The sequence below is a fragment of the Frigoribacterium sp. PhB160 genome (genome assembly GCF_003751785.1).
GTDB lineage: Bacteria > Actinomycetota > Actinomycetes > Actinomycetales > Microbacteriaceae > Frigoribacterium.
Map to the genome: position 1 here is coordinate 1,611,590 of NZ_RKIE01000001.1, position 23,673 is coordinate 1,635,262.

Consider the following 23,673-nt stretch of genomic DNA (forward strand, 5'->3'; position numbering starts at 1 on the left):
GCTGACGACCATGCCTACCGTCCTGCAGCTCACCGATGTCTCCGTCGTCCGCGGCGGCACCCCCGTCGTCGACGGCGTCAGCTGGACCGTCGACTCCGACGAGCGCTGGGTCGTGCTCGGCCCGAACGGCGCGGGCAAGACCTCGCTGCTGCAGGTCGCCGCGGCGCAGACCCACCCGAGCTCCGGCAGCGCCGAGGTGCTCGGCGGCGACCTCGGCTCCGTCGACCTGTTCGACCTCCGCCCGCGCATCGGCTTCGCCTCGACCACGGTCGCCCGTCGCATCCCCGCGAAGGAGAAGGTCCTCGACGTCGTGCTCACCGCCGCGTACTCGGTCACGGGCCGCTGGAACGAGGAGTACGAGACCGTCGACGTGCGGCGCGCCCAGCGCGTGCTCGACGAGTGGTCGCTCGGGCACCTCGCCGACCGCACCTTCGGCGAGCTGAGCGACGGCGAGCAGAAGCGCGTCCAGATCGCCCGCTCGGTGATGACCGACCCCGAGCTGCTGCTGCTCGACGAGCCGGCCGCCAGCCTCGACCTCGGCGCCCGCGAGGAGCTGCTCCGCATGCTCTCCGGGTACGCGCAGGCCGAGGGCGCCCCGGCCATCGTCATGGTCACCCACCACGTCGAGGAGATCCCGCGCGGCTTCACGCACGCCCTGCTGCTCGACCACGGGAAGGTCGTCGCAGCCGGACCGGTCGCCGAGGTCGTGACGGCGGAGACGCTGGGCGCCACGTTCGGCGTCGAGCTGACCGTCACGTCGACCGACGGACGGTACGCGGCGCGCGCTGCCGGCTGACCCGCGCCTCCTGCGATCCGGGCTCCTCGTCTGGTATCGTTGACAGCTGGCCCGGCGCATCCGTGCGCCATGCCTCCCGAACTTCACACCACCATCCACCGCTAGACCGAGGACTCCCATGAAGACCGACATCCACCCCGAGTACAAGCAGATCGTCTTCCGCGACCTCGCATCGGGCGCCACGTTCCTCACGCGCTCCACGACGACGAGCGACAAGACCATCGAGCTCGACGGTGAGACCTACCCGGTCATCGACGTCGAGATCTCGTCCGAGTCGCACCCGTTCTACACGGGCAAGCAGCGCATCCTCGACTCGGCCGGTCGCGTCGAGAAGTTCAACTCGCGCTACAAGAACTTCGGCAAGTAGGCCTCAGCCACTCGCTCGACAGGGCGGTCCACCTCGGTGGGCCGCCCTTCGTCGTGCCGCCACGCCGGCGCCGACCCACAGCAGCCCTCCGTCGCGGAGGCGCGGGTCGGCCCCCACGGGACGGTCGCGTCAGGCGCCGGGCAGCGCCCGGTGCGGCCACTCGCCATGGGCCGTGAACGTCGGGTCCTTCGTGCGGCGCATGTAGTCCTGGAAGCTGGCGGCCTGCGTGCCGCACCAGCCGACCTGCAGGTCGTGGAGGTCGGTGGAGGGCAGGTCGAGCCGGTCGGGGAACTTGCGGGCCATGGCCTGGGCGACGCGGCCGGCCGCCACGGCGTCCGCACCGGCGTCGTGGGCGTCGTCGAGGACGACCCCGTAGACCTGCGCCGCCGCCTCGAGCGTGCGCTTGCCCTTGCGGTACGTGTCGACGGCCTTGTCGATGACGAGCGGGTCGACCACGCACCCGATGTCGCCGACCTCGCCGAGCGGCTCGACGCCGTGACGCCGGGCCTCGCGGTCGAGCAGGGTCAGGTCGTAGGGAGCGTTGTAGACGACCAGGGGCACGCCACGGGCGAAGACCGCCCGCAGGGCCGCGATGATCTCGGCGACGACCTCGGCGGCCGGCCGCCCCTCGGCCCGGGCCTGCTCGGTCGAGATGCCGTGGACGGCGCTGGCGCCCTCGGGGATCTCGACGCCGGGGTCGGCCAGCCAGGCACCGTGGGCGATGCTCCGGCCGTCGGCGTCGATGAGGCCGACGTGCGCAGTGACGATGCGGGCCGTCTCGACGTCGACGCCCGTGGTCTCGAGGTCGAACACCCCGAGCGCCTTCCACCACTGCGCCGGCGCGGGGCCGCCCGCCACCGTCGTCGGGCCGTCAGGGGAGTCGCGGTGGGTGTCGGTGTCGCTCACCCCGGCAGCTTACGAGGCACCGCCGACAGCACGTGCCGGCACGACGGGCACGTCGCCGACGTGGAGCCAGAAGAAGGCCTGCGTGCCGAGGGTGAGCGTGACCCGGCCGTTCTCGTCGAACGACGGGAACTGCGCGCCGCCGAACAGGTCGAACAGCGTGCGCCCCGCGAACTCCGGCGCATCGATGGTGACCGAGGCGGGGTTGTGGGCGAACGAGAAGACGCAGAGGATGTCCTCCGCCGAGTCGCCCATCTGCGTCTCGGAGCCCTCGTACCGACGCACGAACGAGAGCACCGACTCGTGGTCGGTCTCGAGCACGTCGATCGTCCCGAGGCCGAACGCGGGGTGGGCCTTCCGCACGTGGATGACGTTGCGGACCCAGTGCAGCAGCGACCGCGACTGGGCCAGCTGCGACTCCACGTTGACGAGGTTGTAGTTGTAGACGAGCGACTGCACGACGGGCAGGAAGAGCTTGCCCGGGTCGGCCGTCGAGAACCCGGCGTTGCGGTCGGGGGTCCACTGCATCGGCGTGCGCGACGAGTCGCGGTCGGGCAGCCAGATGTTGTCGCCCATGCCGATCTCGTCGCCGTAGTAGAGGAACGGGCTGCCGGGCAGGGCGAAGAGCAGGGCGTGGACGAGCTCGAGCTCGGCGCGCGAGTTGTCGAGCAGCGGGGCGAGGCGGCGACGGATGCCGATGTTCGAGCGCATCCGCGGGTCGTAGGCGTACCAGCCGTACATCGCCTGCCGGTACTCCTCGCTGACCATCTCGAGCGTCAGCTCGTCGTGGTTGCGGAGGAACACCGCCCACGCGGCCCCCGGCGGCACCTCGGTCGTCTCGGAGAGGATGCGCTTGAGCTCCTGCGCGTGCTGCGCGCGCAGCGAGTAGAAGATGCGCGGCATCACCGGGAAGTCGAAGGCCATGTGGCACTCCGGCTCTTCCTCCGTGCCGAAGAAGGCGGCGGTCTCCGCGGGCCACTGGTTGGCCTCGGCGATGAGCACACGACCCGGGAACTCGTCGTCGACCATCCGCCGGAGGCGCTTGATGAACTCGTGCGTCGCGGGCTCGCCCTCGCCGTTGCCCTCCTCGGTCTCGAAGAGGTAGGGGATGGCGTCGAGGCGCAGCCCGTCGACGCCGAGCGACAGCCAGTGACGGACGACGTCGAAGACGGCCTCCTGCACGGCGCGGTTCTCGAAGTTGAGGTCGGGCTGGTGCGAGAAGAAGCGGTGGAAGAAGAACTGCCGACGCACGGGGTCGAAGGTCCAGTTCGACTCCTCGGTGTCGACGAAGATGACCCGGATGTTCGAGTACTCCTCGTCGGTGTCGCGCCACACGTAGAAGTCGCCGTAGGGCCCGTCCGGGTCCTCCCGGGACTGCTGGAACCACTCGTGGGCGTCCGACGTGTGGTTCAGCACCATGTCGATGACGATGCGCATGTTGCGCTCGTGCGCCTTCGTGACGAGGTCGCGGAACTCGTCCAGGGTGCCGAACTCGGGCAGGATCGCCTTGTAGTCCTGGATGTCGTAGCCGCCGTCGCGGAGGGGCGACTGGAAGAACGGCGGCAGCCACAGGGCGTCGACCCCGAGCCACTGCAGGTAGTCGAGCCGCGAGAGCAGCCCCTGCAGGTCGCCGGCGCCGTCGCCGTTGCTGTCGACGAACGACCGCACCATCACCTCGTAGAACACCGCCCGGCGGTGCCACTGGGGGTCGAGGGTCAGTCCGGGCTGCTGGATCGGGGCAGTGAAGCTCACCGGCTCACTCTAGGGCGGCCCGGGCCGACGCGCCCGGCCGGTTCGCCGTCCGCTCGTAGACTGGCGCCCGTGATCGTCCGTGAGCCCCGCGTCGCCTCGCCCTACCGGGCCCGCCTCGCCGCCGTCCCCGTCCGCGAGGACGTCGTGCACGTCGCCGGCAGCGACACCGCGTACTGGACCTACGACGTGCCCCCGGTCGGCGGTGCGGCGCCCGCCGACGAGCCGGTCACGATCATCGCCGTGCACGGCTTCCGCGGGGACCACCACGGCCTCGAGCCCGTCGTGGCGCACCTCTCCGGGGTGCGGGTCGTCATGCCCGACCTGCCGGGCTTCGGCGAGTCGACGCCGCTCGAGGGCGAGCACAGCGTCGCTGCCTACTCGGCGTGGCTCCGCGCGTTCGTGGGGGCGCTCGGCCTCGGCGACGACGTCGTCGTGCTCGGCCACTCGTTCGGGTCGATCGTGACGTCGGCCGCCGTCGCGGACGGACTCCGCGCCTCCCGCCTGGTGCTCGTCAACCCGATCGCGGCACCCGCGCTCTCGGGCCCGCGAGGCGTCCTCACCCGGCTGGCCGTCTTCTACTACTGGGCGGGCGCGGCCCTGCCCGAGGGCCCCGGCCAGGCTCTGCTCCGGGCCGCCGCCGTCGTGCGCATCACGAGCCTGGCGATGGTCAAGACCCACGAGCGGGGGCTCCGCCGCTGGATCCACGACCAGCACGACTCGTACTTCTCGCGCTTCAGCGACCGGCGCGTCGTGCTCGACGCGTTCCGCGCCTCCGTCTCGAGCGACGTCAGCACCTACGCCGACCGCGTCGCCGTCCCGACGCTGCTCGTCGCCGCCGACCGCGACGACATCACCGCGCTGCCCGCGCAGCACGCGCTGCAGCGCCGGTTCGCCGACGCCCGCCTCGTCGTGATCGAGGGCGTGGGCCACCTCATCCACTACGAGAAGCCCGCGGAGGCGGCGGTCGCCGTCCAGGGGTTCCTCCCGTGAACATCGTCGTCGACTGCCGCTACGTCCGCGTCGGTCGGCACGACGGCATCAGCCGCTTCACCGCCGGCGTCGTCGCCGCCCTGGCCGCGCGGCACGAGGTGACGATGCTCGTCAGCGACGAGCGACAGCTCGACAAGCTGCCCGACCAGCCGCATCGGCTCGTCAGCGACCCGACCAGCGTCCGCGAGCCTCTCGTCGCCCTGCAGGTCAACGCGCTGCGACCCGACGTCGTCTGGTCGCCCATGCAGACGATGGGCTCGTGGGGGCGGCGCTACCGCCTCGTGCTCACGCTGCACGACCTGATCTACTACACGAACCGCACGCCGCCGCCGGAGTTCGCGGCCCCGCTCCGGCTCCTCTGGCGGCTCTACCACCTCGCCTGGTGGCCGCAGCGCCTCCTGCTCGACCGGGCCGACGCCGTCGTCACCGTCAGCGAGACCACGCGGGCCGAGATGACCCGGCACCGCCTGACGTCGAGGCCGGTGACGGTCGTGTCGAACGCCGCCGACCCCGTCGAGGAGGCGCCTCCGCGGGCCGCCCCGGACGCCCGCGACCTCGTCTACATGGGCTCGTTCATGCCCTACAAGGACGTGGCCACGCTGGCGAGGGCGCTGCCGCTGCTCGACGGCTACCGACTGCACCTGATGAGCCGGGTGTCGGAGCGGGAACGCGCCTCCCTCACGCGCCTCGCGCCCGCCGGCTCGCTGGTCTTCCACGACGGGGCGAGCGACGACGAGTACCGGGCCATCCTCCTCGGCGCGACCGCGGTCGTGACGGCGTCGCGGGCGGAGGGGTTCGGCATCCCGCTCGTCGAGGGCATGGCGCTCGGCACGCCGGCGGTCGTGACGGACATCCCGATCTTCCGCGAGATCGGCGGCGACGCCGCGCTCTACGCCGCCGCCGGGTCGCCCTCGGCGTTCGCCGCGGCGGTGCGACGCCTCGAGGGCGAGTGGGCCGCACGCTCGGCGGCCTCCGTGCGGCAGGCGGCCCGCTTCAGCTGGGCGGCGTCGGCCGACGTGCTGCTCGAGCTGCTCGAGCGCGTGGCCTCGAGCCCGACACGTCGGGGGAGGCGCCGGGGGCGCTGAGCGAGCCGCTCAGGCCGGGTCGTCCGCCCCCTCCAAGGCGTTCTGCCGGTCGAAGTCGACCGCTCCGGTGGCCTCCGACTCCTCCTCGATCGGGTCGTCGAAGGCCCGGAGCACGAGCGAGCCGTCGGCGACCTCGAACACGTGGACCGACCCGTTGCGGATCGGCACGCCGACGTGCAGGACGCTGTCGTCGTCGCCCGTGACGTGGTTGACGACCGCGCGGATGACGGCGCCGTGCGTGGCCACGACCACCGCGCCTCCGTCGGCGGCCCGGGCGACCTCGGCGAGGGCGGGGAGCACGCGCGACAGGAGCTCGCGACGGCTCTCCCGCCCGGGGACGGGCACGCCGGCCGGGAAGCGTGCCTCGACCTCGGTGCCGGTGAGGCCCTCGGCCTCGCCGTAGCGGCGCTCGGCGACGTCCGGCACGAGTCGCGGAGCGGGGAGGCCCAGGCGACCGGCGATGATGGCGCCGGTCTCCGCCGCGCGGGAGAGCGGGCTCGCGACGACCTCGGTGAGCGGACGACGCGCGAGGAGGTCGCCGGCCTCGGCGGCCTGTCGGCGGCCGACGTCGTTGAGCGGGATGTCCGTCGAGCCCTGGATGCGCCGGGCGCGGTTCCAGTCGGTCTCGCCGTGGCGCACGAGGTACAGCAGGGTCATCGGGTCCTCCGGGCGAGATGGGGGAGCGGGCTCACCGCACGAGCCGCTCGGCGAGGGCCGCGAGCGTCTCGGACGTCCCCGCCTCGACCTTGACGGCGGCGCGCGAGTCGCCCTTCGTGACGCCGCGGTTGACGACGACGACGGGGAGCTTGCGGCGCGTGGCCTGGTCGAGGAGGCGGATGCCGGAGTTGACGACGAGCGACGACCCGGCGACGAGCAGGGCGTCGGCCGAGACGACGAGCGAGCGGGCCTCGGCGAACCGCTCGACCGGCACGAACTCGCCGAAGAAGACGACGTCGGGCTTCAGCACCCCGCCGCAGACGGTGCACTCCGGGACGACGAAGGAGTCGATGTCGTCGACCTCGACGTCGCCGTCGGGAGCGAGGCGGACGTTCTCGGGCTCGTCGATCCAGGGGTTCGCGGCGGACAGCCGGGCCGCGACCTGGTCGCGCGCGAACGACTGGCCGCAGGTGAGGCAGAGCACGCGGTCGACGGTGCCGTGCAGGTCGACGACCCGCCGCGACCCGGCGCGCACGTGGAGGGCGTCGACGTTCTGCGTCACGACGCCGTTGGTGACGCCGGCGGCCTCGAGCCGGGCGAGGGCCCGGTGGCCCTCGTTGGGCGCGGCCGCGCTGAAGGCCTTCCAGCCGAGGTGGCTGCCGGCCCAGTAGCGCTTGCGCCACCGGGCGTCGGCCAGGAACTGCTGGAACGTCATCGGGCGGCGGACGGGCGCGCCCTCTCCCCGGTAGTCGGGGATGCCCGAGTCGGTGCTGACGCCGGCGCCGGTCAGCACCGCGACGCGGCGACCCTCGAGCACGCGAACGGCCTCGTCGAGGGCCGCGGGGTCGAGCAGCACCGCGGGCGTGGCGTCGGGCACGGAGGAGCTCCTTCGGGTGGCGTGACGTTAGCCTAAACGCCGACCCTTCCCGTTTCGTTCCCGCCGGGCGCCGCCCGGCCGGACGCCCCGCCCCAGGAGCGCCGTGCGCATCACCCGCATCACCGACCTCGACCACGACTCGCTCGCCGACTACGCCCGGCTGACGGACGTGGCGCTGCGGCGGGTCACCGAGCCCGAGGGCGGCCTGTACATCGCCGAGTCGTCGAAGGTCATCGAGCGGGCGCTGCGCGCGGGCCACGTGCCGCGCTCGGTGCTGATGACCGAGCGCTGGCTGGCCGACATCGAGCCGCTCGTCGAGGCCTTCGAGGGCGAGATCTTCATCGGCGACGCCGCCCTGCTCGAGACCCTCACGGGGTACCACCTGCACCGCGGCGCCCTCGCGGCGATGCACCGGCCCGAGCTGCCCTCCGTCGCGGCCGTGCTCGAGGGCGCCCGCCGCGTCGTCGTGCTCGAGGACGTCGTCGACCACACCAACGTCGGCGCCATCTTCCGCGCCGTGGCCGGCCTCGGGGCCGACGCCGTGCTCGTCACGCCGCGCTGTGCCGACCCGCTCTACCGCCGGAGCGTCCGCGTGAGCATGGGCACGGTGCTGCAGGTGCCGTGGACGCGCCTGCCGGACTGGCCCGAGGGCGGCGACCTGCTCCGCTCCTCCGGGTTCGAGGTGGCGGCCCTCGCCCTCTCCGACGACGCCGTCGCGCTCGACGACTACGCGGCGTCGCCGCCGGAGAAGGTCGCGCTCGTGCTCGGCACGGAGGGCGACGGGCTGAGCCCGGCCGCGCTGCGCGCCTCCGACACCGTCGTGACGATCCCCATGCTGCACGGCGTCGACAGCCTGAACGTCGCTGCCGCGAGCGCCGTCGCGCTCTGGGCGCTGCGGGTGCCGGCGTGACCGGCCTGCGGCCGCCCGCCGCGGCCGACCTCCCCACGGCCGTCGATCCCGACCGCGAGCGGCGCCGCCGGGCGCGGCTGCGGCGTCGTCGCGTCGGCGTCGGCGCGCTCGTGACGCTCCTCCTCGCCGCCGCCGTCTACCTGCCGGTGACGTTGCTCGGCCCGCTCGCGCCCGCCGCCGCCGACGTCGCGAGCTACGCCGCCCCCGCCCAGCCCGGCGCGGAGCTCGCCTTCCCGGGCTACGGAGCGACCGGCGTCATGGCGCTCGGCTTCGACGAGAGCCTGACGACGAGCGGCGACGACCGCGCACGGCCGATCGCGAGCATCAGCAAGGTGGTGACCGCCCTCGTGGTCCTCGACGCCGAGCCCCTGGCGGGCGGCGACGGCCCGGGCGTCACGCTCGACGCCGCCGACGTCGCGCTCTACGACACCTACCGCGACGTGGGCGGCAAGGTGGCGCCCATGACGCTCGGCCAGACGCTCACCGAGCGACAGATGATCGAGGTCTCGCTGATCGAGTCCGCCAACAACTACGCCGACGCGCTCGCGCGGTGGGCGTTCGGCAGCCCGCAGGCCTACGTGACGGCCGCCGCCGACTGGCTCGCCGAGAACGGGCTCGACTCGACCACGATCGTCGAGCCGACGGGCATGTCGCCGTCGAACACGAGCACCGCGACCGACCTCGTCGCCCTCGGGGCCCTGGCCCTCGCCGACCCCGACGTCTCCGCCATCGTCGGCACGGCGTCCACGACCGTGCCCGGCATCGGCGAGATCGACAACAGCAACGAGCTGCTCGGGCTCGACGGCGTGCGGGGCATCAAGACCGGCACGCTCGACGAGGCCGGCGCGTGCCTCCTCTTCGCGGCCGACTACACGGTCGCGGACCAGACGGTCACCGTCGTCGGCGTGATGCTCGGCGGGGTCGACCACGACTCGCTCGACGTCGACGTGCAGCGGCTGCTCTCGAGCGTCACTGGGAAGTTCCAGACCGTCACGCTCACGACCGCGGGCGACGCCCACGCCTCCTACCGCCTCCCCTGGGGCGCCGGCGCCGAGGCCGTGGCCGCCCGGACGGCCAGCCTGCTCGTCTGGGGCGACCAGGCCGTGACGGCGTCGGTCGAGACCGACGAGGTCGGACCGGAGCCCGCCGGCACCGAGGTCGGAGCCGTGCACTTCACGGTCGGCGACGAGCGCGTGGACGTGCCGCTCGTGCTCGACGCCCCGATCGCCGAGCCGGGGGCGTGGTGGCGGCTGACGCACCCCGGGGACGTCCTGTAGCGGCCCGGCCGCGCCGCGCCTCCCCGGCTCGGGGGCTACTGCTCGTCGCGCCAGATCATCGTGACCGCGTCCGGGCGCTTGGCCTGCCGCCCGTCGCCGGACGACTGGTGCCGGATGCGCCGCACCACCCACGGCACGAGGTACTCGCGCGCCCAGCCCATGTCCTCCGAGCGGGCCTGCCGCCAGGGGCGGCGCACGAGCGGCTCCGGCCGCCACGGCTCGAGGTCGTTCTCGACCGCCAGCGCGGCCAGCACCATGCGGGCGATCGTGTGGTGCCCGAGGGGGCTGAAGTGCAGGCGGTCGGGCGCCCACATGCGCGGGTCGACGAGCTGGCGCAGCGCCCACATGTCGGCCACCACGGCGTCGTGCTTCAGGGCGATCGCCCGCACGTGCTCGTTGTAGATGGCGACCTTGCCCCGCAGCCGGCCGAGCACCGGGGTGAGGCCGATGTCGGGGCCCGTGAAGACGACGACCGTGGCGCCCTGGCTGCTCAGCGTCGCGATCAGCCGCTCGAAGCGGCGGGCGACGTCGTCGGGGTCGGTGCCGGGGCGGATGATGTCGTTGCCGCCCGCCGAGACGGTGATGAGGTCGGGGCGCAGCGCCAGCGCGGCCTCGGCCTGCTCGGCGGCGATCTGGTCGAGGAGACGACCCCGCACCGCGAGGTTGGCGTACGCGAAGTCCTCCGCCGACGAGCCGAGCACCTCGGCGACGCGGTCGGCCCAGCCGCGGTGGCCGCCGGGCGCACGCTCCTCCGGGTCGCCGATGCCCTCGGTGAACGAGTCACCGATCGCGACGTACCTCGACCACGGGTGCTGCTGCGTCATGCCCTCCACGTTACCTCGCGGGCCGGGAGCTCTCGGGTCTAGCCTCGGGGCGTGACCCCGAGCAGCGACGCCCCCGCCGTCATCGGCACCGACACGACCCTCGACGAGGCCCTGCCCGGCGACGTCCTCGCCCGCCTCCGCGAGCGGGCGGCGGTGCACGACCGCGAGGGCACGTTCCCCGAGGCCGACCTCGCCGAGCTGCGCGAGCGCGGCTGGCTGCGGCTCTTCGTGCCCGCGGACGCCGGAGGCGCGGGCTGGGGGCTCGAACGCGTCGCCGCCGCGCAGTCCCGCCTGGCCGAGGCGGCCCCGGCGACGGCGCTGGCGATCGGCATGCACCTCGTCTGGACCGGGGTCGCCGCCGTGCTGCGGGCCCGCGGCGACCGGTCGCTCGACCTCGTGCTCGAGGACGCGGCGCGCGACGAGCTCTTCGCCTTCGGGGTGAGCGAGCCCGGCAACGACCTCGTGCTCGGCGACTCGGTGACGGTGGCCGAGCCGACGGGGGACGGCGGTTACCGCTTCACGGGCACCAAGACCTCGACCTCGCTCTCGCCCGCCTGGACGCGGCTCGGCGTCTTCGGGCGCGACGACCACGACCCGGCGGCGCCGCTGCTCGTGCACGGCTTCGTCCACCGTGACCAGCCGGGGCACGAGTCGCTGGACGACTGGGACGCGATCGGCATGCGTGCGACCCAGAGCCACACGACCCGGCTCACGGGCGTCGAGGTGCCGGCGGCGCGGATCGCCCGGTCGATCCCCCTCGGCTCGAGCGACGACGCGCTGGTCGGGGCGGTATTCCTCGTCTTCGAGACGCTCGTGGCCGCCGTCTACCGCGGCGTGGCGCGACGCGCCGTGCAGCTCGCCGTGGAGGCGGCGACGACCCGCACCTCGCGCCGGGCCGGGGGAGCGCCTCTCGCCGACGACGCCGTGGTGCGCTGGCGCGTCGCCGAGGCCGCGATGGCCGTCGACGGCCTCGAGCCACAGGTCGACGCCGTCGCCCGGGACGTCGACGCGCTCGTCGACCACGGCGCCGACTGGCCGCGGCTCGTCGTCGGGCTGAAGACCCGGGTCACGGACACCGCCCGCGCCGTCGTCGACCAGGCCGTGGCCGTCGCGGGAGGCGCCTCGTACCGGACCTCGTCCGAGCTCGGCCGCCTGCAGCGCGACGTGCTCGCCGGGAGGTTCCACCCGTCGAGCCCCGACTCGGCCCACGCGACGGTCGCCGCACGGCTGCTCGGGCCGGCGGGCCGCGCCTGACGGGCGTCGCGCTCGACCGCCCCCGGCGACGGGCGCTCGCTCCGCCGTCCGACCGCCCCCGGCGATGTCGGCGGCCCGTGTGAGGATGCACGGGTGAGCAAACAGGACGGCAGCGGGCGCATGGTCACGTCGGTGCCCACCGACGAGGCGAGCGCCCGCATCTTCCACGTCGACATGGATGCCTTCTTCGCGTCGGTCGAGCTGCTCGACCACCCCGAGCTGCGCGGGCTGCCCGTCGTCATCGGCCACCGCTCCGACCGGTCCGTCGTGACCGCCGCCACGTACGAGGCACGCAAGTTCGGCGTCAACTCCGCCATGCCGATGGCGATCGCGCTCCGCCGGTGCCCCCAGGCGATCGTGCTCGAGCCGCACTTCGAGAAGTACCAGCACTGGTCGCGGGTGGTCATGTCGATGTTCGACGACGTCACGCCGCTCGTCGAGCGCCTCGGCATCGACGAGGCCTTCCTCGACGTCACCGGCGCGATCCGGCTCATGGGGTCGCCCTTCGCCATCGCGACCGAGCTGCGTCGCCGCGTGCACGCCGAGACCGGGCTGCACTGCAGCATCGGAGCGGCGTCGACCAAGTTCGTCGCCAAGCTCGCGTCCAGCGTCGCGAAGCCCGACGGGCTGCTGATCGTCCCCCACGCCGAGACGCTGGCCTTCCTCCACCCCCGCCCGATCAGCGCCCTCTGGGGCGTCGGCGGCAAGACGGAGGAGGTGCTGCTCGGCCTCGGCCTCCGCACGGTGGGCGACGTGGCCGCCGCACCGCTCGACACGCTCGTCCGGGCCGTCGGTCCGGCGGCGGGCGCGAAGCTGCAGGCGCTCGCGTGGGCCCGCGACTCCCGACGCGTGACCACGTCCACCGAGGAGAAGAGCGTCGGGCACGAGGTGACCTTCTCCACCGACGTGCTCGACCCCGACGTCGTCCGGCGCGAGCTGCTGCGGCTCAGCGACCGGGTGGGCGTGCGGCTCCGGGCCGCGGGCCTCAGCGGGCGCACCGTCGTGCTCAAGCTCCGCACGAGCGACTTCGTGACCATCACCCGCTCCCGCACGCTGGCCGATCCGACCGACCTCGGCCGCCGCATCTACGACGAGGTGCGCGAGGTCTACGAGGCCACCGGCAAGCAGCACGAGCGGATCCGCCTCGTCGGCGTCCGCATGGAGGGGCTCGCCGAGGGCGGCGGCGGCGGCGGGCTCGCCCTGTGGGACGACGACGACGACTGGCGCGAGGCCGAGACCACGATGGACGCGCTCCGGGCCAAGTTCGGGGCGACGATGCTGACGCCGGCGTCGCTGCTCCGTCCCGGCACGCGACGGGGCTCGGGGGGCACGCGACGGGGCGACGAACGACCCCGCGACGGTTCGGCCGGTGCCGAGCCCGGGCGCCGCGGCGAGTAAGATCGGGTCGAGTGAGCACAGCAGGCGCAACAGGACCGCACGGGGGTGACCCGACCCGTCCCGGCGACGAGCTCGACCTCGGCGAGGTGGGCACGACCGTCGGCAACTCGGCCGCCGAGCACCTCTCGCCCGCCTTCCCCGAGCGGGCCGCCTGGGGCACGGCGAGCAAGCTCCGGGCCTGGCAGGCCGAGGCGCTGGAGCAGTACTTCGCCACGTCGCCGCGCGACTTCCTCGCCGCCGCCACGCCGGGCGCCGGCAAGACGACCTTCGCGCTCCGCCTCGCCACCGAGCTGCTCTCACGTGGCGAGGTCGACCGCGTCGTCGTCGTCGCCCCGACGGAGCACCTCAAGCGCCAGTGGGCGGACGCCGCCGACCGGGTGAACCTCCGCCTCGACCCGATGTTCAAGAACGCCGACGTGACGTTCGGCCGGCACTACCACGGGGTCGCCGTCACCTACGCGCAGGTGGGCATGAACCCGCAGGTGCACGCGGCCCTGACGGCCGCGGGGCGCACGCTGGTGATCCTCGACGAGGTCCACCACGGCGGCGACGCCCTCAGCTGGGGCGACGGCATCCGCGAGGCGTACGGCGCCGCGACGCGACGCCTCTCGCTGACGGGCACCCCGTTCCGCTCCGACACCGCTCCCATCCCGTTCGTGACCTACGCCCCCGACGAGCACGGCATCCGCACCTCCCGGTCCGACTACGCCTACGGGTACGGCCGGGCCCTCGCCGACGGGGTGGTGCGGCCCGTGCTCTTCATGGCCTACGCGGGTCAGATGCGGTGGCGGACGCGCATGGGCGACGAGATGAGCGCCTCCCTCGGCGAGGCCGTCACGAAGGACATCACCGCGCAGGCCTGGCGCACCGCGCTGTCGCCGCAGGGCGACTGGATCCCGGCCGTGCTCTCGGCCGCCGACAAGCGGCTCACCGAGGTGCGACGCGGCGTGCCCGACGCCGGCGGGCTCGTCATCGCCACCGACCACACGGCCGCGCGGACGTACGCCCAGGTCCTGCAGAAGCTGACGGGGGAGCGGCCGACCGTCGTCCTCTCCGACGAGAAGGCCGCCTCCGACCGCATCCAGGCCTTCAGCGAGAGCGAGAGCCGCTGGATGGTCGCGGTGCGCATGGTGTCGGAGGGCGTCGACGTGCCCCGGCTCGCGGTCGGCGTGTACGCGACGAGCGCCTCGACCCCGCTCTTCTTCGCCCAGGTCGTCGGGCGTTTCGTCCGGGCCCGCAGGCGCGGCGAGACCGCGTCGATCTTCCTGCCGAGCGTGCCGAGCCTCATGGCCCTCGCCGGTCAGCTCGAGCTCGAGCGCGACCATGCCCTCGATCGGCCGACCGACGCCGACGACGGCGTCTTCGCGCCCGAGGAGGACATGATGGCGGCCGCGAACCGCGAGGAGAAGGCGTCGAGCCTGCTCGAGCAGCAGCCGTTCGAGGCGCTCGACTCGCAGGCCTCCTTCGACCGCGTCCTCTACGACGGGGGCGAGTTCGGCACCGGCGGCGAGATCGGCAGCCTGGAGGAGCTCGACTTCATCGGCATCCCCGGCCTGCTCGAGCCCGACCAGGTGCGCGACCTGCTCCGTCAACGTCAGGCCACCCAGGCCCGCCGGTCGGCGAAGACCGGCCTGCCCACGACGATGCAGGCCGAGGTCGAGGCCCGGCCGATGTACCAGACCATCAAGGAGCAGCGGCAGGAGCTCAGTCGACTCGTCTCGATCTGGTCGCGGCACTCGAACGAGCCGCACGGCTTGATCCACGCCGACCTCCGCCGCATCAGCGGCGGGCCTGCCGTGGCCCAGGCGAGCACCGACCAGATCCAGAAGCGCATCGACGTCCTCCGCGGCCGGATCGGCAACCGCAAGTAGGTCCGCGACCTCCGGCCGCCGGGCGCGCGGTCGCCGTCGCGCGCCTACCGTGTGGGGCGTGCAGACGTTCCTCCCGTACCCGGACCTCCACGAGACGGCGGTCAGCCTCGACCAGGCCAGGCTCGGCAAGCAGCGCGTGGAGGCGCTGCAGGTGCTGCGGGCCGTGACGCTGCCCTCCTACGGCTGGCAGAGCCACCCGGCGGTCGGCATGTGGCGCGGTCACCGGGAGGCCCTCACCGCCTACTCGCTGGCCGTCACCGACGAGTGGCTCGCGCGGGGCCACGCCGACACGGTGCGGCCGCAGATCGCCGAGTTCGCGCCGGGGGTGGAGGCCGCCGACCTGGACGACCTCCCGTTGCCCGCCTGGTGGGGCGACGAGGCCCTGCACCTGAGCCACCGCTCGAAGCTCGTGCAGAAGGAGCCGGAGCACTACCGCCCGCTCTTCCCCGACGCCCCGGACGACCTCGAGTACGTCTGGCCCGCCCCCGATCCGACCCTGCCCCGGCCGAGCGACGACACCGCCCTCGCCGCCCAGCATCGAGCGTGGGTGCTGCGCGCGTCGACGGCGGCCCAGCGGGAGGAGTGGCTCGACGCCGGGGTGGTCACGCTGCCCGAGTCGTCGCCGCGCGGACGCACGGGGCCCGCCTGGCAACGTCAGCTGGAGGCCGTGGCAGCCGTCCGGGACGGCGAGACGGTGCTCGTGCCCTCGCGCGACGGCTCGGCCTTCGCCCGGGGGATCGTGCATGGCGACGTCGTCGCGGCGATGGACGACGACCGGGCGCCCGTGCTGCTGCGCCACGTGGTCTTCGGCACCGACGAGATCACCCGGGCCGACCTGCCGTGGCCGGCTCTCGCGCAGGACCCCCGGTCGATCTTCCCGCTCGACCTCGGCTGATCGCCGCACCACCACGCGACTGCGCGACCGGACGACCAGACGACCCGACGACTGCGCGACCGCCGGGCCGTCGTGTCCCGCGTACGATCGACGCATGCTCGACCGCGCCGACGACACCCGGTGGATCGTCCGCGCCGCACCCGACGCGCCGGCGGAGGCGGTGGTGGAGGCCTTCGGCTCCGGGTTCCGGCTCGAGAGCTGGGCCCTCGACGCCGACGAGCGCGAGACGCTGGGCGTCCACACGTCGCCTGACCAGGCCGAGACGGCCTGGTGGCGCCACCTCGACCGCGACCGGGGTCAGCGCACCGAGACCGGCGACGCCGACACGGCGCGGCGGCTCGGCGAGGCCTGAGATGACCCGGGCGCCGCGTCGAGCGCCGAGGGCGGCGCGTCGGGCGCCGCCCCCGGGCCAGGCGGCGCCGGGAACGGCCGGTCCGTCGTCAGCGGCCCGATGCCCTCGTCGGTGCAGCCCACGACGGCCCGGACGGCGAACTCGCGGTCGTCGCCCAGCCGGCTGAGCGCGGCGTGCCACGCGCGGTCGGAGCGACGCGACGACGCGCTGCCGGTCCGTTCGACGACGAACACGACCGACGCGGCCCGGAACTCGTCGGCGATCGCCTCGACGGCCTCGCCCCAGTTCGAGAGCGCCGCCGGGTCGGGCACGAGCGGGATGCCCTCGACCGGGACGACGATCGGCAGCGCCACGTCGTCGGCGTCGAGGAACAGGGTCCAGAGCTGGCGACGGATGGCGACCGGGAAGAAGTGGTCGAGGAGCACGAGGAGGTCGTCGTCGGTGCGGAGCGGGCGGTGGAGCTCGGGGGCGAGGGTGTCGGTGACGGTCATGGCTCCAGGGTGCCGAGCTGCGCCTCCCCGTCGTCGACGATCCACAGGACGCCCCCACGCCGAGGCGGTGGGGGCGTCCTGGGGAGGGATCGACGGCCGTGGCTCAGGGGGCCGTGACGAAGCCCTGCTCGACCATCCAGGCGAAGGCGACGTCCGCGGGCTCCTGGCCCTCGACGTCGACCCGGCGGTTGAGCGTCCGCAGCTCGTCGTCGGTCAGGGCCGGCGAGATCTGGTCGTAGACCCCGGCGAGCTCGGGGTACTCCTCGAGCGTCGCCGTCGAGAAGACCGGCGCGGCGTTGTAGGCGGGGAAGAAGCCCTGGTCGTCGTCGAGCACCGTCAGGTCGAGCGAGTCGATGCGCCCGTCGGTCGTGAACACCTCGCCGAAGTTGCAGCGGCCGCGGTCGGTGGCCTCGTACACGGTGCCCGTGTCGAGGATGCTCACGTTGTCGGTGGGCACGCCGTCGGCCGCGCCGAGCTCGAGGCCGTAGCGCTCGAGCATGGGCGCGAAGCCGTCGGCCCGCGAGTTGAACTCGGCCTCGACGCAGAAGGTGCGCTGCTCGACCGGCAGCGCTGCGATGTCCGACAGGGTCGCCACGTCGCCGAGCTCGGGCACGGCCTCGGAGCGGACGGCCATGGCGTACGTGTTGTTGAGCGGCGCGGGCTCGAGCCAGGTCAGGCCGTTGGCCTCGTCGGCGTCGCGGACGGCCCGGTACTGCTCGGCCTGGTCCGGGATGCCGGAGGCCTCGCCGAGGTAGGTCAGCCACGCCGTGCCGGTGTACTCGTACGTCATGTCGGCGTCGCCGTCGAGCATCAGCTGGCGGACCGCGACGCTGCCCGGCACGTTCGTCATGTCGGTGACCTCGAAGCCGGCCGCCTGCGCCGCCAGCACGGCGATCTTGCCGAGCACGAGCTGCTCGGTGAAGTTCTTCGCGGTGACGGTGAGCGAGGCGTCGTCGGGCAGTCCCTCGATCTCGGTGATCGATCCCGGAGCCACCGCCGGGACGAAGGCCGTGGCGGGCTGGAGGCCGCAGCCGGCGAGGAGGGCGGTCGTGGAGACGGCGACGACCCCCGCGACGGAGGCGCGGCGGAGTCGACGACGGGAGGTCGCGGTGGTCGGCATCAGAGGCCCTTCGGTCGGGCGACGTGCTCGACCACGCGGCCGAGCCAGTCGATGAGGAGCGCCAGCAGCGCGATGAGGAGGGCCCCGGAGACGAGCACCTTCGGCAGGAACAGGTTGACGCCGGTCGTGATGAGCAGGCCGAGCCCGCCGGCCCCGACGAACGTCGCGAGGGCGGCCGAGCCGACGAGCAGCACGAGGGCCGTGCGGATGCCCGAGAGCATGACGGGCACGGCGAGCGGCAGCTCGACGCGGAAGAGCACTGCCGTCGCCGACATGCCCATCCCGCGGCCGGCCTCGACGAGCCGCGCGTCGACGCTCTGCAGTCCGATCATCGTGTTGCGGAGCACGGGCAGGATCGCGTACAGCACGAGCGCGACCACGGCGGCCCGGAAGCTGAAGCCGAGCCACGAGGCCAGCAGCACGACGAGGCCGATGGCCGGCGCGGCCTGGCCGAAGTTCGCGACGGCGAGGATCGGGCCGGAGGCGCGGCGGAAGGGAGCCCGGGTCAGCACCACTCCCAGGGGCAGCGCGATCACGAGCACGATCGCCGCCGACGCGAAGGTGAGCGCGAGGTGCTCGCCGGTGTAGTCGAGGATGCGGGCGGGGTCGAGCGTCGTGCGCTCGCCGGCCGTCAGGTCGGCCGTGGCGAGCCAGATCGCGAACGCGCCGAGGGCGGCCGCGATCGCGAGGGGCTGCACGACGAGACCGACGAGGCCCGGACGGCGGAGACGGTGCGCGCGTGCCGGCCGGGTACCCGCGAGGGGGCCGCGGCCCGTGCCGTCGCCGGGAGCCCCGGGGGCCGGGGCCGTGCCCGACGCCTCCGTGACGGCGGTCACGCCGCGCTCCCGTCGGCGGCGTCGTCCGGCGCACCGAGCACCGGGAGCGGACCGGTGTTGGTGCCGACGGGTGCGTCGCCGGAGGCGGCGGCGGCCGCCTCGCGGGCGCGGGTGATGGCGTCCATGACGACCTCGACCGTGATGACGCCGATGAACGCGTCGCGGCGACCCGTCACGAGGGCCGCTCCGGCGCTCGAGACGAGCATCGTGTCGAGCGCGTCGTTGAGGGTCGCCGCGCTGCCGATGACCGGCAGGTCGGGGTCGGCCCCGGCGGGGATGGTCTCGAGGCGCCCCAGCTGCCGCACCGACGGCCAGCGGACGGGCCGGTCGCGCTCGTCGACCACGACGGCGTGCTGGTGGCCGGTCGCCTCGACGCGGGCGAGGACGTCGCGGGCGGGCTCGCCCTCGCGAGCGACGACGGCCTCGGCGAGGTCGACGTCGCGGACCCGGGTGAGGGTCAGCTGCTTGAGGCCAGCGCCCGAGCCGATGAAGTTCTCGACGAACTCGTTCGCGGGCTCCGCGAGGATCCGTTCGGGGGTGTCGTACTGCACGATGTGGGCGCCCTCGGAGAAGATGACGATCCAGTCGCCGAGCTTGACGGCCTCGTCGAAGTCGTGGGTGACGATGACGATGGTCTTCTGGAGCTCCTGCTGGATGTTGATCAGCTCGTCCTGGAGGCGCTGGCGGGTGATCGGGTCGACCGCGCCGAAGGGCTCGTCCATCAGCAGCACGGGCGGGTCCGCCGCGAGGGCCCGCGCCACGCCCACGCGCTGCTGCTGGCCGCCGGAGAGCTCACGGGGGAAGCGGTCGCGGTAGGTGTCGGGGTCGAGCGAGACGAGCTCGAGCAGCTCGTCGACGCGGGCCTCGATGCGGTCCTTCGACCAGCCGAGCATCTTCGGCACGATGGCGATGTTCGCCGCGACGGTCAGGTGGGGGAACAGCCCGCCGGCCTGGATGACGTAGCCGATCCGGCGGCGCAGCTCGTCGCCGTCGATGCTGGTCACGTCGTCGTCGCCGAGGACGATGCGGCCCTCCGACGGCTCGATGAGACGGTTGATCATCTTCAGCGTCGTCGTCTTGCCGCAGCCCGAGGGGCCGACGAGCATGACGATCTTGCCGGCCGGGATCTCGAGCGTGATGCCGTCGACGGCGGGCTTGGACTGCCCGGCGTAGCGCTTGGTCACCTGGTCGAGCAGGATGCTCTTGCCGGAGACGCTCGTGCCGGCGTCGGTCGTGGTGGGGGTGTCAGTTCTGGACATGGATGCCTCGCGAGACGGTCAGGCGGCCGAGGCCGACGAGAAGGAGGTCGAGGACCAGGGCGAGCAGCACGACGCCGACGACCCCGGTGACCACGGAGGCGAGCGCGTTCGCGCCGCCGAGACGGGACAGGCCCGAGAAGATGAAGCCGCCGAGGCCGGGCCCCAGCGCGTAGGCCGTGACGGCCGCGATGCCCATCACCATCTGGGCGCTGACGCGCACCCCGGTGAGGATGATCGGCCACGCGAGCGGCAGCTGCACCTGGAGGAAGGTGCGCAGCGGGCCCATGCCGATGCCGCGGGCCGACTCGAGGACGGCTCCGTCGACCTCGCTGAGCCCGACCACCGCGTTGCGGAGGATGGGCAGCGTGGCGAAGAACGTCACGACGATGACCGACGGCAGCACGCCGAAGCCGACCGGGGCGATGAGCAGGCCGATGACGGCGAACGACGGCAGCGTCAGGCCGACGGCCGACACCCCGTTCGCGAGCGCGCTGAGCGCGGGCACCCGGTGGACGAGCGCCGCCAGCCCGACGGCGATCACCACCGCGAGCACGAGGCACTGCACCACGAGGGAGAAGTGCTGCCAGGAGGCGAACCAGATCTGGTCCCACCGGTCGACCACGTACTCGTACGCCATGTCGCCCCTTTTCGTCGTCGTCGTCCGCGCCCCGGGGAGCGCGGCTGCCCGGTCGTCCCGGGCAAACGCGATCCACCATAACGACGGGTGACGCCCACGTGGTCATCGTGGTCGTGATGAGAAGGGGGGGTCGACAGGCCGATCGTTATCGAACGTCGGCCGGAGAAATGCCGGTCACGGGCACATCTGCCGACGCGCCACGATCCGACTGTAACGATCGGGGCGAGAACGCGGGAGGCGCGGTGCGCGACCTCGCACACCGCGCCTCCCGCAGGCTCTGCGCCTCAGGCCGCGGGGGAGGCCTGCCCGATCTTCCAGCGCGACCCGTGGTGCTCCTCGGGCAGCCGGTCGCCACGGCCGAACAGCTTCTGGCGGAGGGTGCCGGGCTCGTACTCGGTCGGGTACGCACCGCGCGCCTGGAGCACGGGGACGACGTGCTCGACGATGTCCTCGAAGGTGCCGGGCGTGATCGCGTAGGCGAGGTTGAAGCCGTCGACGTCGGTCTCCTCGACCCATTCCTGCAGCTGGTCGGCGATCTCCTCGCCGCTGCCGACGATGCGCGGTCCGAGCCCACCGATGCCGGCGGCCTCGGCGATGTCGCGGATGGTCCACTCCTTGCCGCTCACGCCCTCCTGCGCCTGGAAGTTCGCGAGCGCCGACTGGATCGCGTTGCTCTCGACGTCGCCGACCGGGTCGTCGAGCGAGTACGTCGACAGGTCGACGCCCATCCAGCCCGACATGAGGGTCAGCGCGCCCTCGTGCGAGGCGTACGTCTTGTACTCCTCGTGCTTGGCCTGGGCGCCCTCGGACGTCGCGTCCGTGATGACGGTCAGCAGCGTGTAGATCCGCGCCGAGTACCGGTCGCGACCCGCGGCCTCGAGGGCGTCGCGCAGCTTGCCGACGGTCGCGGCGAGGCGCTCCTTCGTCGGGGCCGCCACGAAGATCGCCTCGGCGTTGCCGGCCGCGAACGCGATGCCGCGCGGGGACGCGCCGGCCTGGTAGATGACGGGCGTGCGCTGCGGGCTGGGCTCGGCGACGTGGATGCCCGGCACCTTGTAGTAGGTGCCCTCGTGGCCGATGGCGTGCACCTTCGACGGGTCGGTGAAGACGCCGGTCTCGCGGTCGCGCACGACGGCGTCGTCCTCCCACGAGCCCTCCCACAGCTTGTAGAGCACCTCGAGGTACTCGTCGGCCTGGTCGTAGCGCGTGTCGTGGTCGAGCTGGTCGTCGGCGCCCATGTTGCGCGCGGCGCTCGGCAGGTAGCCCGTGACGACGTTCCAGCCGACGCGGCCGTCGGTCAGGTGGTCGAGCGTCGACATGCGCCGGGCGAAGGGGTAGGGGTGCTCGTAGGCCGTGCCGGCCGTGATGCCGAAGCCGAGGTGCTCGGTCGCGGCCGCCATCGCCGAGACGAGCAGCACGGGGTCGCCGACGGGCGTCTGCGTCCCGTTGCGCAGCGCCGCGTCGTGGTTGCCCCCGTACACGTCGTACGTGCCCAGGACGTCCGCGATGAAGAGCCCGTCGAAGCGGCCGGCCTCGAGGAGGCGCGCCAGGGAGGTCCAGTAGCTCAGCTTCGTGTAGTCGGGCGAGCGGTCGTCGGGGTGGCGCCACAGGCCGGGGGACTGGTGCCCCACGCAGTTCATGTCGAAGGCGTTGAACCGGATGCGTCGTGTCATGGCCTCGATGGTCGTCCATCGGGCCCGGCGCCGCCTGCGGGGCGCAACACGACGTCACACGGCGGACGTACCCTGGGGGGATGCCCGCCGACGACGTCCCCGACCAGTCCGTCGGGTCCCAGCCCGTCGGCGCGCCCGGCCAGACCGCGGACGGCTCCGCCGGCACGCCGCCCGCCGAGGCCGTCGCCGCGGTGGTCACCGGTCGTGAGCGTCTCGGGCGCGACGTGCTCGTGCTCGGCGTGGTCGCCTTCTTCGTCATGGTCGGCTTCGGGGTCGTCGTGCCCGTGCTGCCCGTCTACGCGCAGAGCTTCGGCGTCGACCACGTGCTCGTCGGCGCGGTGCTGTCGGCCTTCGCCCTCATGCGCCTCGTGGCGAGCCCCTTCGTCGGCCGGATGATCGACCTCGCGGGCGAGCGGGTCGTCCTCGGGGCAGGCATCGGCATCGTCGCGCTGTCGAGCGGGCTGGCGGGCGTCGCGGCCGACTACCCGCAGCTGCTGCTGCTCCGCGGCCTCGGTGGGATCGGCTCGGCGATGTTCACCATCTCGGCCATGACCCTCCTGCTCGCGTCGACGCCGCCCCACCGGCGCGCGCGCTCGATCGGCTTCTACCAGGGGGGCTTCCTCGTCGGCGGCATGGCCGGGCCGGCGATCGGCGGCGTGCTCTCGACCGTCTCGCTCACCGCGCCCTTCTTCTTCTACGCCGCGACGCTCGCGGTCGCAGGACTCGTGGGCGTGGTGCTCCTCCGCCCCGGCGGCCGTGAGGCCGCCGTGACCGGGGAGCCCCCGACGCCGCTCCGCGAGGTGCTCCGCGACGTGCGGTTCCGCGCCGCCTGCGTCGCGTCCTTCGCGCAGGGCTGGTCGTCGCTCGGCGTCCGGAGCGCACTCGTGCCGGTGCTCGTCGTCGAGGTGCTGCGCGGCCCGACGGCCTGGACCGGCATCCTCTTCGCCGTCGCGGCGGTCGCCCAGACCGTGGCGCTCGCGCCGGCGTCGCGCTACGTCGACCGCGTGGGCCGCCGCCCCGCGGTGATCGGCTCGTTCGCCGTGGCCGCGGTGTCGCTCGCCGCCGTCCCCTTCGCGCCGCACGTGGTCGTCCTCGGGGCGCTGCTCGCGGTCTACGGCGTCGCCACGGCGTTCATGGGCACGGCCCCGGCCGCCCTGGTCGGCGACGCGGCGGGTGCCCGCGGCGGACGCCCGGTGGCGATCTTCTCCATGTGCTCCGACGTCGGGGCGATCGCCGGCCCCCTGGTGGCGGGCCTCCTCGTCGACTCGTTCTCCTACGGCGTGGCCTTCGGCGTCGCGGCCGCCCTGCTCGCGGCGGCCTCGCTGGCGGCCGTGCGCATCCCCCGGGAGCGGGCCCGCGCCTCCTGAGCCCGGGTCGCCGGACGGCGCGGCCGCCGGACGCACGAGGAGGCGCGCCCCGTCGCCCGGGACGCGCCTCCTCGTCAGGTGC

General features: G+C 73.7%; 23 protein-coding genes. 12 read left to right on the forward strand and 11 right to left on the reverse strand.

Annotated features, from left to right (window positions below; all coding sequences use genetic code 11):
• Window positions 1-10 precede the first annotated feature (10 nt).
• Complete coding sequence (locus EDF38_RS07640; RefSeq protein ID WP_123354687.1) at window positions 11-796, forward strand: ABC transporter ATP-binding protein; 786 nt, start codon at window positions 11-13, stop codon at window positions 794-796.
• Window positions 797-914: 118 nt separating this feature from the next.
• Window positions 915-1,163: a type B 50S ribosomal protein L31 gene (locus tag EDF38_RS07645; RefSeq protein ID WP_043594989.1), complete on the forward strand. Its 249-nt coding sequence runs from the start codon at window positions 915-917 to the stop codon at window positions 1,161-1,163.
• A gap of 129 nt (window positions 1,164-1,292) precedes the next feature.
• On the opposite strand, the gene EDF38_RS07650 is transcribed toward EDF38_RS07645, so the two are convergent.
• Window positions 1,293-2,021 carry a 3'-5' exonuclease gene (locus EDF38_RS07650; RefSeq protein ID WP_199734664.1) on the reverse strand — a complete coding sequence of 243 codons (729 nt, stop codon included), beginning with the start codon at window positions 2,019-2,021 and terminating at the stop codon, window positions 1,293-1,295.
• A gap of 57 nt (window positions 2,022-2,078) precedes the next feature.
• The gene (treS, locus tag EDF38_RS07655) at window positions 2,079-3,818 is read right to left on the reverse strand and encodes a maltose alpha-D-glucosyltransferase (RefSeq protein WP_123354689.1); all 1,740 of its coding nucleotides are present in this window, start codon (window positions 3,816-3,818) and stop codon (window positions 2,079-2,081) included.
• 69 nt (window positions 3,819-3,887) lie between these two features.
• On the opposite strand from treS, the gene EDF38_RS07660 reads away from it, so the two are divergent.
• The gene (locus tag EDF38_RS07660) at window positions 3,888-4,808 is read left to right on the forward strand and encodes an alpha/beta fold hydrolase (protein ID WP_233572294.1); all 921 of its coding nucleotides are present in this window, start codon (window positions 3,888-3,890) and stop codon (window positions 4,806-4,808) included.
• Window positions 4,805-5,893: a glycosyltransferase family 1 protein gene (locus EDF38_RS07665; protein WP_123354690.1), complete on the forward strand. Its 1,089-nt coding sequence runs from the start codon at window positions 4,805-4,807 to the stop codon at window positions 5,891-5,893. Before EDF38_RS07660 ends, EDF38_RS07665 begins: the two co-directional genes overlap by 4 nt.
• A gap of 9 nt (window positions 5,894-5,902) precedes the next feature.
• Here EDF38_RS07665 and EDF38_RS07670 read toward each other — a convergent pair whose 3' ends face one another.
• Together EDF38_RS07670 and EDF38_RS07675 are read right to left on the reverse strand one after the other, a co-directional pair.
• The gene (locus tag EDF38_RS07670) at window positions 5,903-6,550 is read right to left on the reverse strand and encodes a histidine phosphatase family protein (protein ID WP_123354691.1); all 648 of its coding nucleotides are present in this window, start codon (window positions 6,548-6,550) and stop codon (window positions 5,903-5,905) included.
• A 31-nt stretch (window positions 6,551-6,581) separates the two neighbouring features.
• A complete protein-coding gene (locus tag EDF38_RS07675) occupies window positions 6,582-7,427 on the reverse strand; it encodes an NAD-dependent protein deacetylase (protein WP_123354692.1) in 846 nt (281 codons plus the stop codon).
• A gap of 103 nt (window positions 7,428-7,530) precedes the next feature.
• Between EDF38_RS07675 and EDF38_RS07680 the strand changes: the two genes are divergently transcribed.
• Window positions 7,531-8,337 (forward strand): RNA methyltransferase, encoded by an 807-nt coding sequence (locus EDF38_RS07680; RefSeq protein WP_123354693.1) that lies wholly within the window; start codon window positions 7,531-7,533, stop codon window positions 8,335-8,337.
• Window positions 8,334-9,614 (forward strand): D-alanyl-D-alanine carboxypeptidase family protein, encoded by a 1,281-nt coding sequence (locus EDF38_RS07685; protein ID WP_123354694.1) that lies wholly within the window; start codon window positions 8,334-8,336, stop codon window positions 9,612-9,614. Before EDF38_RS07680 ends, EDF38_RS07685 begins: the two co-directional genes overlap by 4 nt.
• A gap of 35 nt (window positions 9,615-9,649) precedes the next feature.
• Here the strand turns inward: EDF38_RS07685 and EDF38_RS07690 are convergent, their stop codons facing one another.
• On the reverse strand, window positions 9,650-10,438 hold the full coding sequence (locus EDF38_RS07690; protein ID WP_123354695.1) for an SGNH/GDSL hydrolase family protein: 789 nt from the start codon (window positions 10,436-10,438) through the stop codon (window positions 9,650-9,652).
• 51 nt (window positions 10,439-10,489) lie between these two features.
• On the opposite strand from EDF38_RS07690, the gene EDF38_RS07695 reads away from it, so the two are divergent.
• The 5 genes from EDF38_RS07695 to EDF38_RS07715 all read left to right on the forward strand — a co-directional run bounded on the left by EDF38_RS07695 (window position 10,490) and on the right by EDF38_RS07715 (window position 16,208).
• Window positions 10,490-11,692: an acyl-CoA dehydrogenase family protein gene (locus tag EDF38_RS07695; RefSeq protein WP_233572295.1), complete on the forward strand. Its 1,203-nt coding sequence runs from the start codon at window positions 10,490-10,492 to the stop codon at window positions 11,690-11,692.
• Between the two features lie 93 nt (window positions 11,693-11,785).
• Window positions 11,786-13,090: a DNA polymerase IV gene (dinB, locus tag EDF38_RS07700; RefSeq protein ID WP_123354696.1), complete on the forward strand. Its 1,305-nt coding sequence runs from the start codon at window positions 11,786-11,788 to the stop codon at window positions 13,088-13,090.
• Between the two features lie 86 nt (window positions 13,091-13,176).
• The gene (locus EDF38_RS07705; protein WP_123354697.1) at window positions 13,177-14,961 is read left to right on the forward strand and encodes a DEAD/DEAH box helicase; all 1,785 of its coding nucleotides are present in this window, start codon (window positions 13,177-13,179) and stop codon (window positions 14,959-14,961) included.
• 58 nt (window positions 14,962-15,019) lie between these two features.
• Window positions 15,020-15,856, forward strand: a complete 837-nt coding sequence (locus EDF38_RS07710; RefSeq protein WP_123355100.1) for an MSMEG_6728 family protein — start codon at window positions 15,020-15,022, stop codon at window positions 15,854-15,856.
• A gap of 94 nt (window positions 15,857-15,950) precedes the next feature.
• Window positions 15,951-16,208 (forward strand): hypothetical protein, encoded by a 258-nt coding sequence (locus EDF38_RS07715; RefSeq protein WP_123354698.1) that lies wholly within the window; start codon window positions 15,951-15,953, stop codon window positions 16,206-16,208.
• Here EDF38_RS07715 and EDF38_RS07720 read toward each other — a convergent pair.
• The 6 genes from EDF38_RS07720 to EDF38_RS07745 form a co-directional block, all read right to left on the reverse strand.
• A complete protein-coding gene (locus EDF38_RS07720) occupies window positions 16,154-16,699 on the reverse strand; it encodes a hypothetical protein (protein ID WP_123354699.1) in 546 nt (181 codons plus the stop codon). The genes EDF38_RS07715 and EDF38_RS07720 overlap by 55 nt on opposite strands.
• Before the next feature lie 103 nt (window positions 16,700-16,802).
• Window positions 16,803-17,819: a glycine betaine ABC transporter substrate-binding protein gene (locus EDF38_RS07725; RefSeq protein WP_123354700.1), complete on the reverse strand. Its 1,017-nt coding sequence runs from the start codon at window positions 17,817-17,819 to the stop codon at window positions 16,803-16,805.
• Window positions 17,819-18,517, reverse strand: a complete 699-nt coding sequence (locus EDF38_RS07730; protein ID WP_199734665.1) for an ABC transporter permease — start codon at window positions 18,515-18,517, stop codon at window positions 17,819-17,821. Before EDF38_RS07730 ends, EDF38_RS07725 begins: the two co-directional genes overlap by 1 nt.
• 134 nt (window positions 18,518-18,651) lie before the next feature.
• Entirely contained in the window at window positions 18,652-19,914 is a 1,263-nt protein-coding gene (locus EDF38_RS07735) for an ABC transporter ATP-binding protein (RefSeq protein WP_123354702.1), read from the reverse strand.
• Window positions 19,901-20,551 (reverse strand): ABC transporter permease, encoded by a 651-nt coding sequence (locus EDF38_RS07740; RefSeq protein WP_123354703.1) that lies wholly within the window; start codon window positions 20,549-20,551, stop codon window positions 19,901-19,903. The genes EDF38_RS07735 and EDF38_RS07740 overlap by 14 nt, the downstream gene beginning before the upstream one ends.
• A gap of 284 nt (window positions 20,552-20,835) precedes the next feature.
• Complete coding sequence (locus EDF38_RS07745) at window positions 20,836-22,224, reverse strand: LLM class flavin-dependent oxidoreductase (RefSeq protein ID WP_123354704.1); 1,389 nt, start codon at window positions 22,222-22,224, stop codon at window positions 20,836-20,838.
• An 80-nt stretch (window positions 22,225-22,304) separates the two neighbouring features.
• On the opposite strand from EDF38_RS07745, the gene EDF38_RS07750 reads away from it, so the two are divergent.
• Window positions 22,305-23,591, forward strand: coding sequence for an MFS transporter (locus EDF38_RS07750; protein WP_123354705.1), 1,287 nt, complete (start codon window positions 22,305-22,307; stop codon window positions 23,589-23,591).
• Window positions 23,592-23,673 lie beyond the last annotated feature (82 nt).

Coding starts and splice junctions, on each gene's coding strand:
- EDF38_RS07640 (WP_123354687.1), top strand. CDS start 11: ATGCCTACCGTCCTGCAGCTCACCGATGTCTCCGTCGTCCGCGGCGGC.
- EDF38_RS07645 (WP_043594989.1), top strand. CDS start 915: ATGAAGACCGACATCCACCCCGAGTACAAGCAGATCGTCTTCCGCGAC.
- EDF38_RS07670 (WP_123354691.1), bottom strand. CDS start 6,550: ATGACCCTGCTGTACCTCGTGCGCCACGGCGAGACCGACTGGAACCGC.
- EDF38_RS07690 (WP_123354695.1), bottom strand. CDS start 10,438: ATGACGCAGCAGCACCCGTGGTCGAGGTACGTCGCGATCGGTGACTCG.
- EDF38_RS07715 (WP_123354698.1), top strand. CDS start 15,951: ATGCTCGACCGCGCCGACGACACCCGGTGGATCGTCCGCGCCGCACCC.
- EDF38_RS07720 (WP_123354699.1), bottom strand. CDS start 16,699: ATGACCGTCACCGACACCCTCGCCCCCGAGCTCCACCGCCCGCTCCGC.
- EDF38_RS07725 (WP_123354700.1), bottom strand. CDS start 17,819: ATGCCGACCACCGCGACCTCCCGTCGTCGACTCCGCCGCGCCTCCGTC.
- EDF38_RS07735 (WP_123354702.1), bottom strand. CDS start 19,914: ATGTCCAGAACTGACACCCCCACCACGACCGACGCCGGCACGAGCGTC.
- EDF38_RS07740 (WP_123354703.1), bottom strand. CDS start 20,551: ATGGCGTACGAGTACGTGGTCGACCGGTGGGACCAGATCTGGTTCGCC.
- EDF38_RS07745 (WP_123354704.1), bottom strand. CDS start 22,224: ATGACACGACGCATCCGGTTCAACGCCTTCGACATGAACTGCGTGGGG.
- EDF38_RS07750 (WP_123354705.1), top strand. CDS start 22,305: ATGCCCGCCGACGACGTCCCCGACCAGTCCGTCGGGTCCCAGCCCGTC.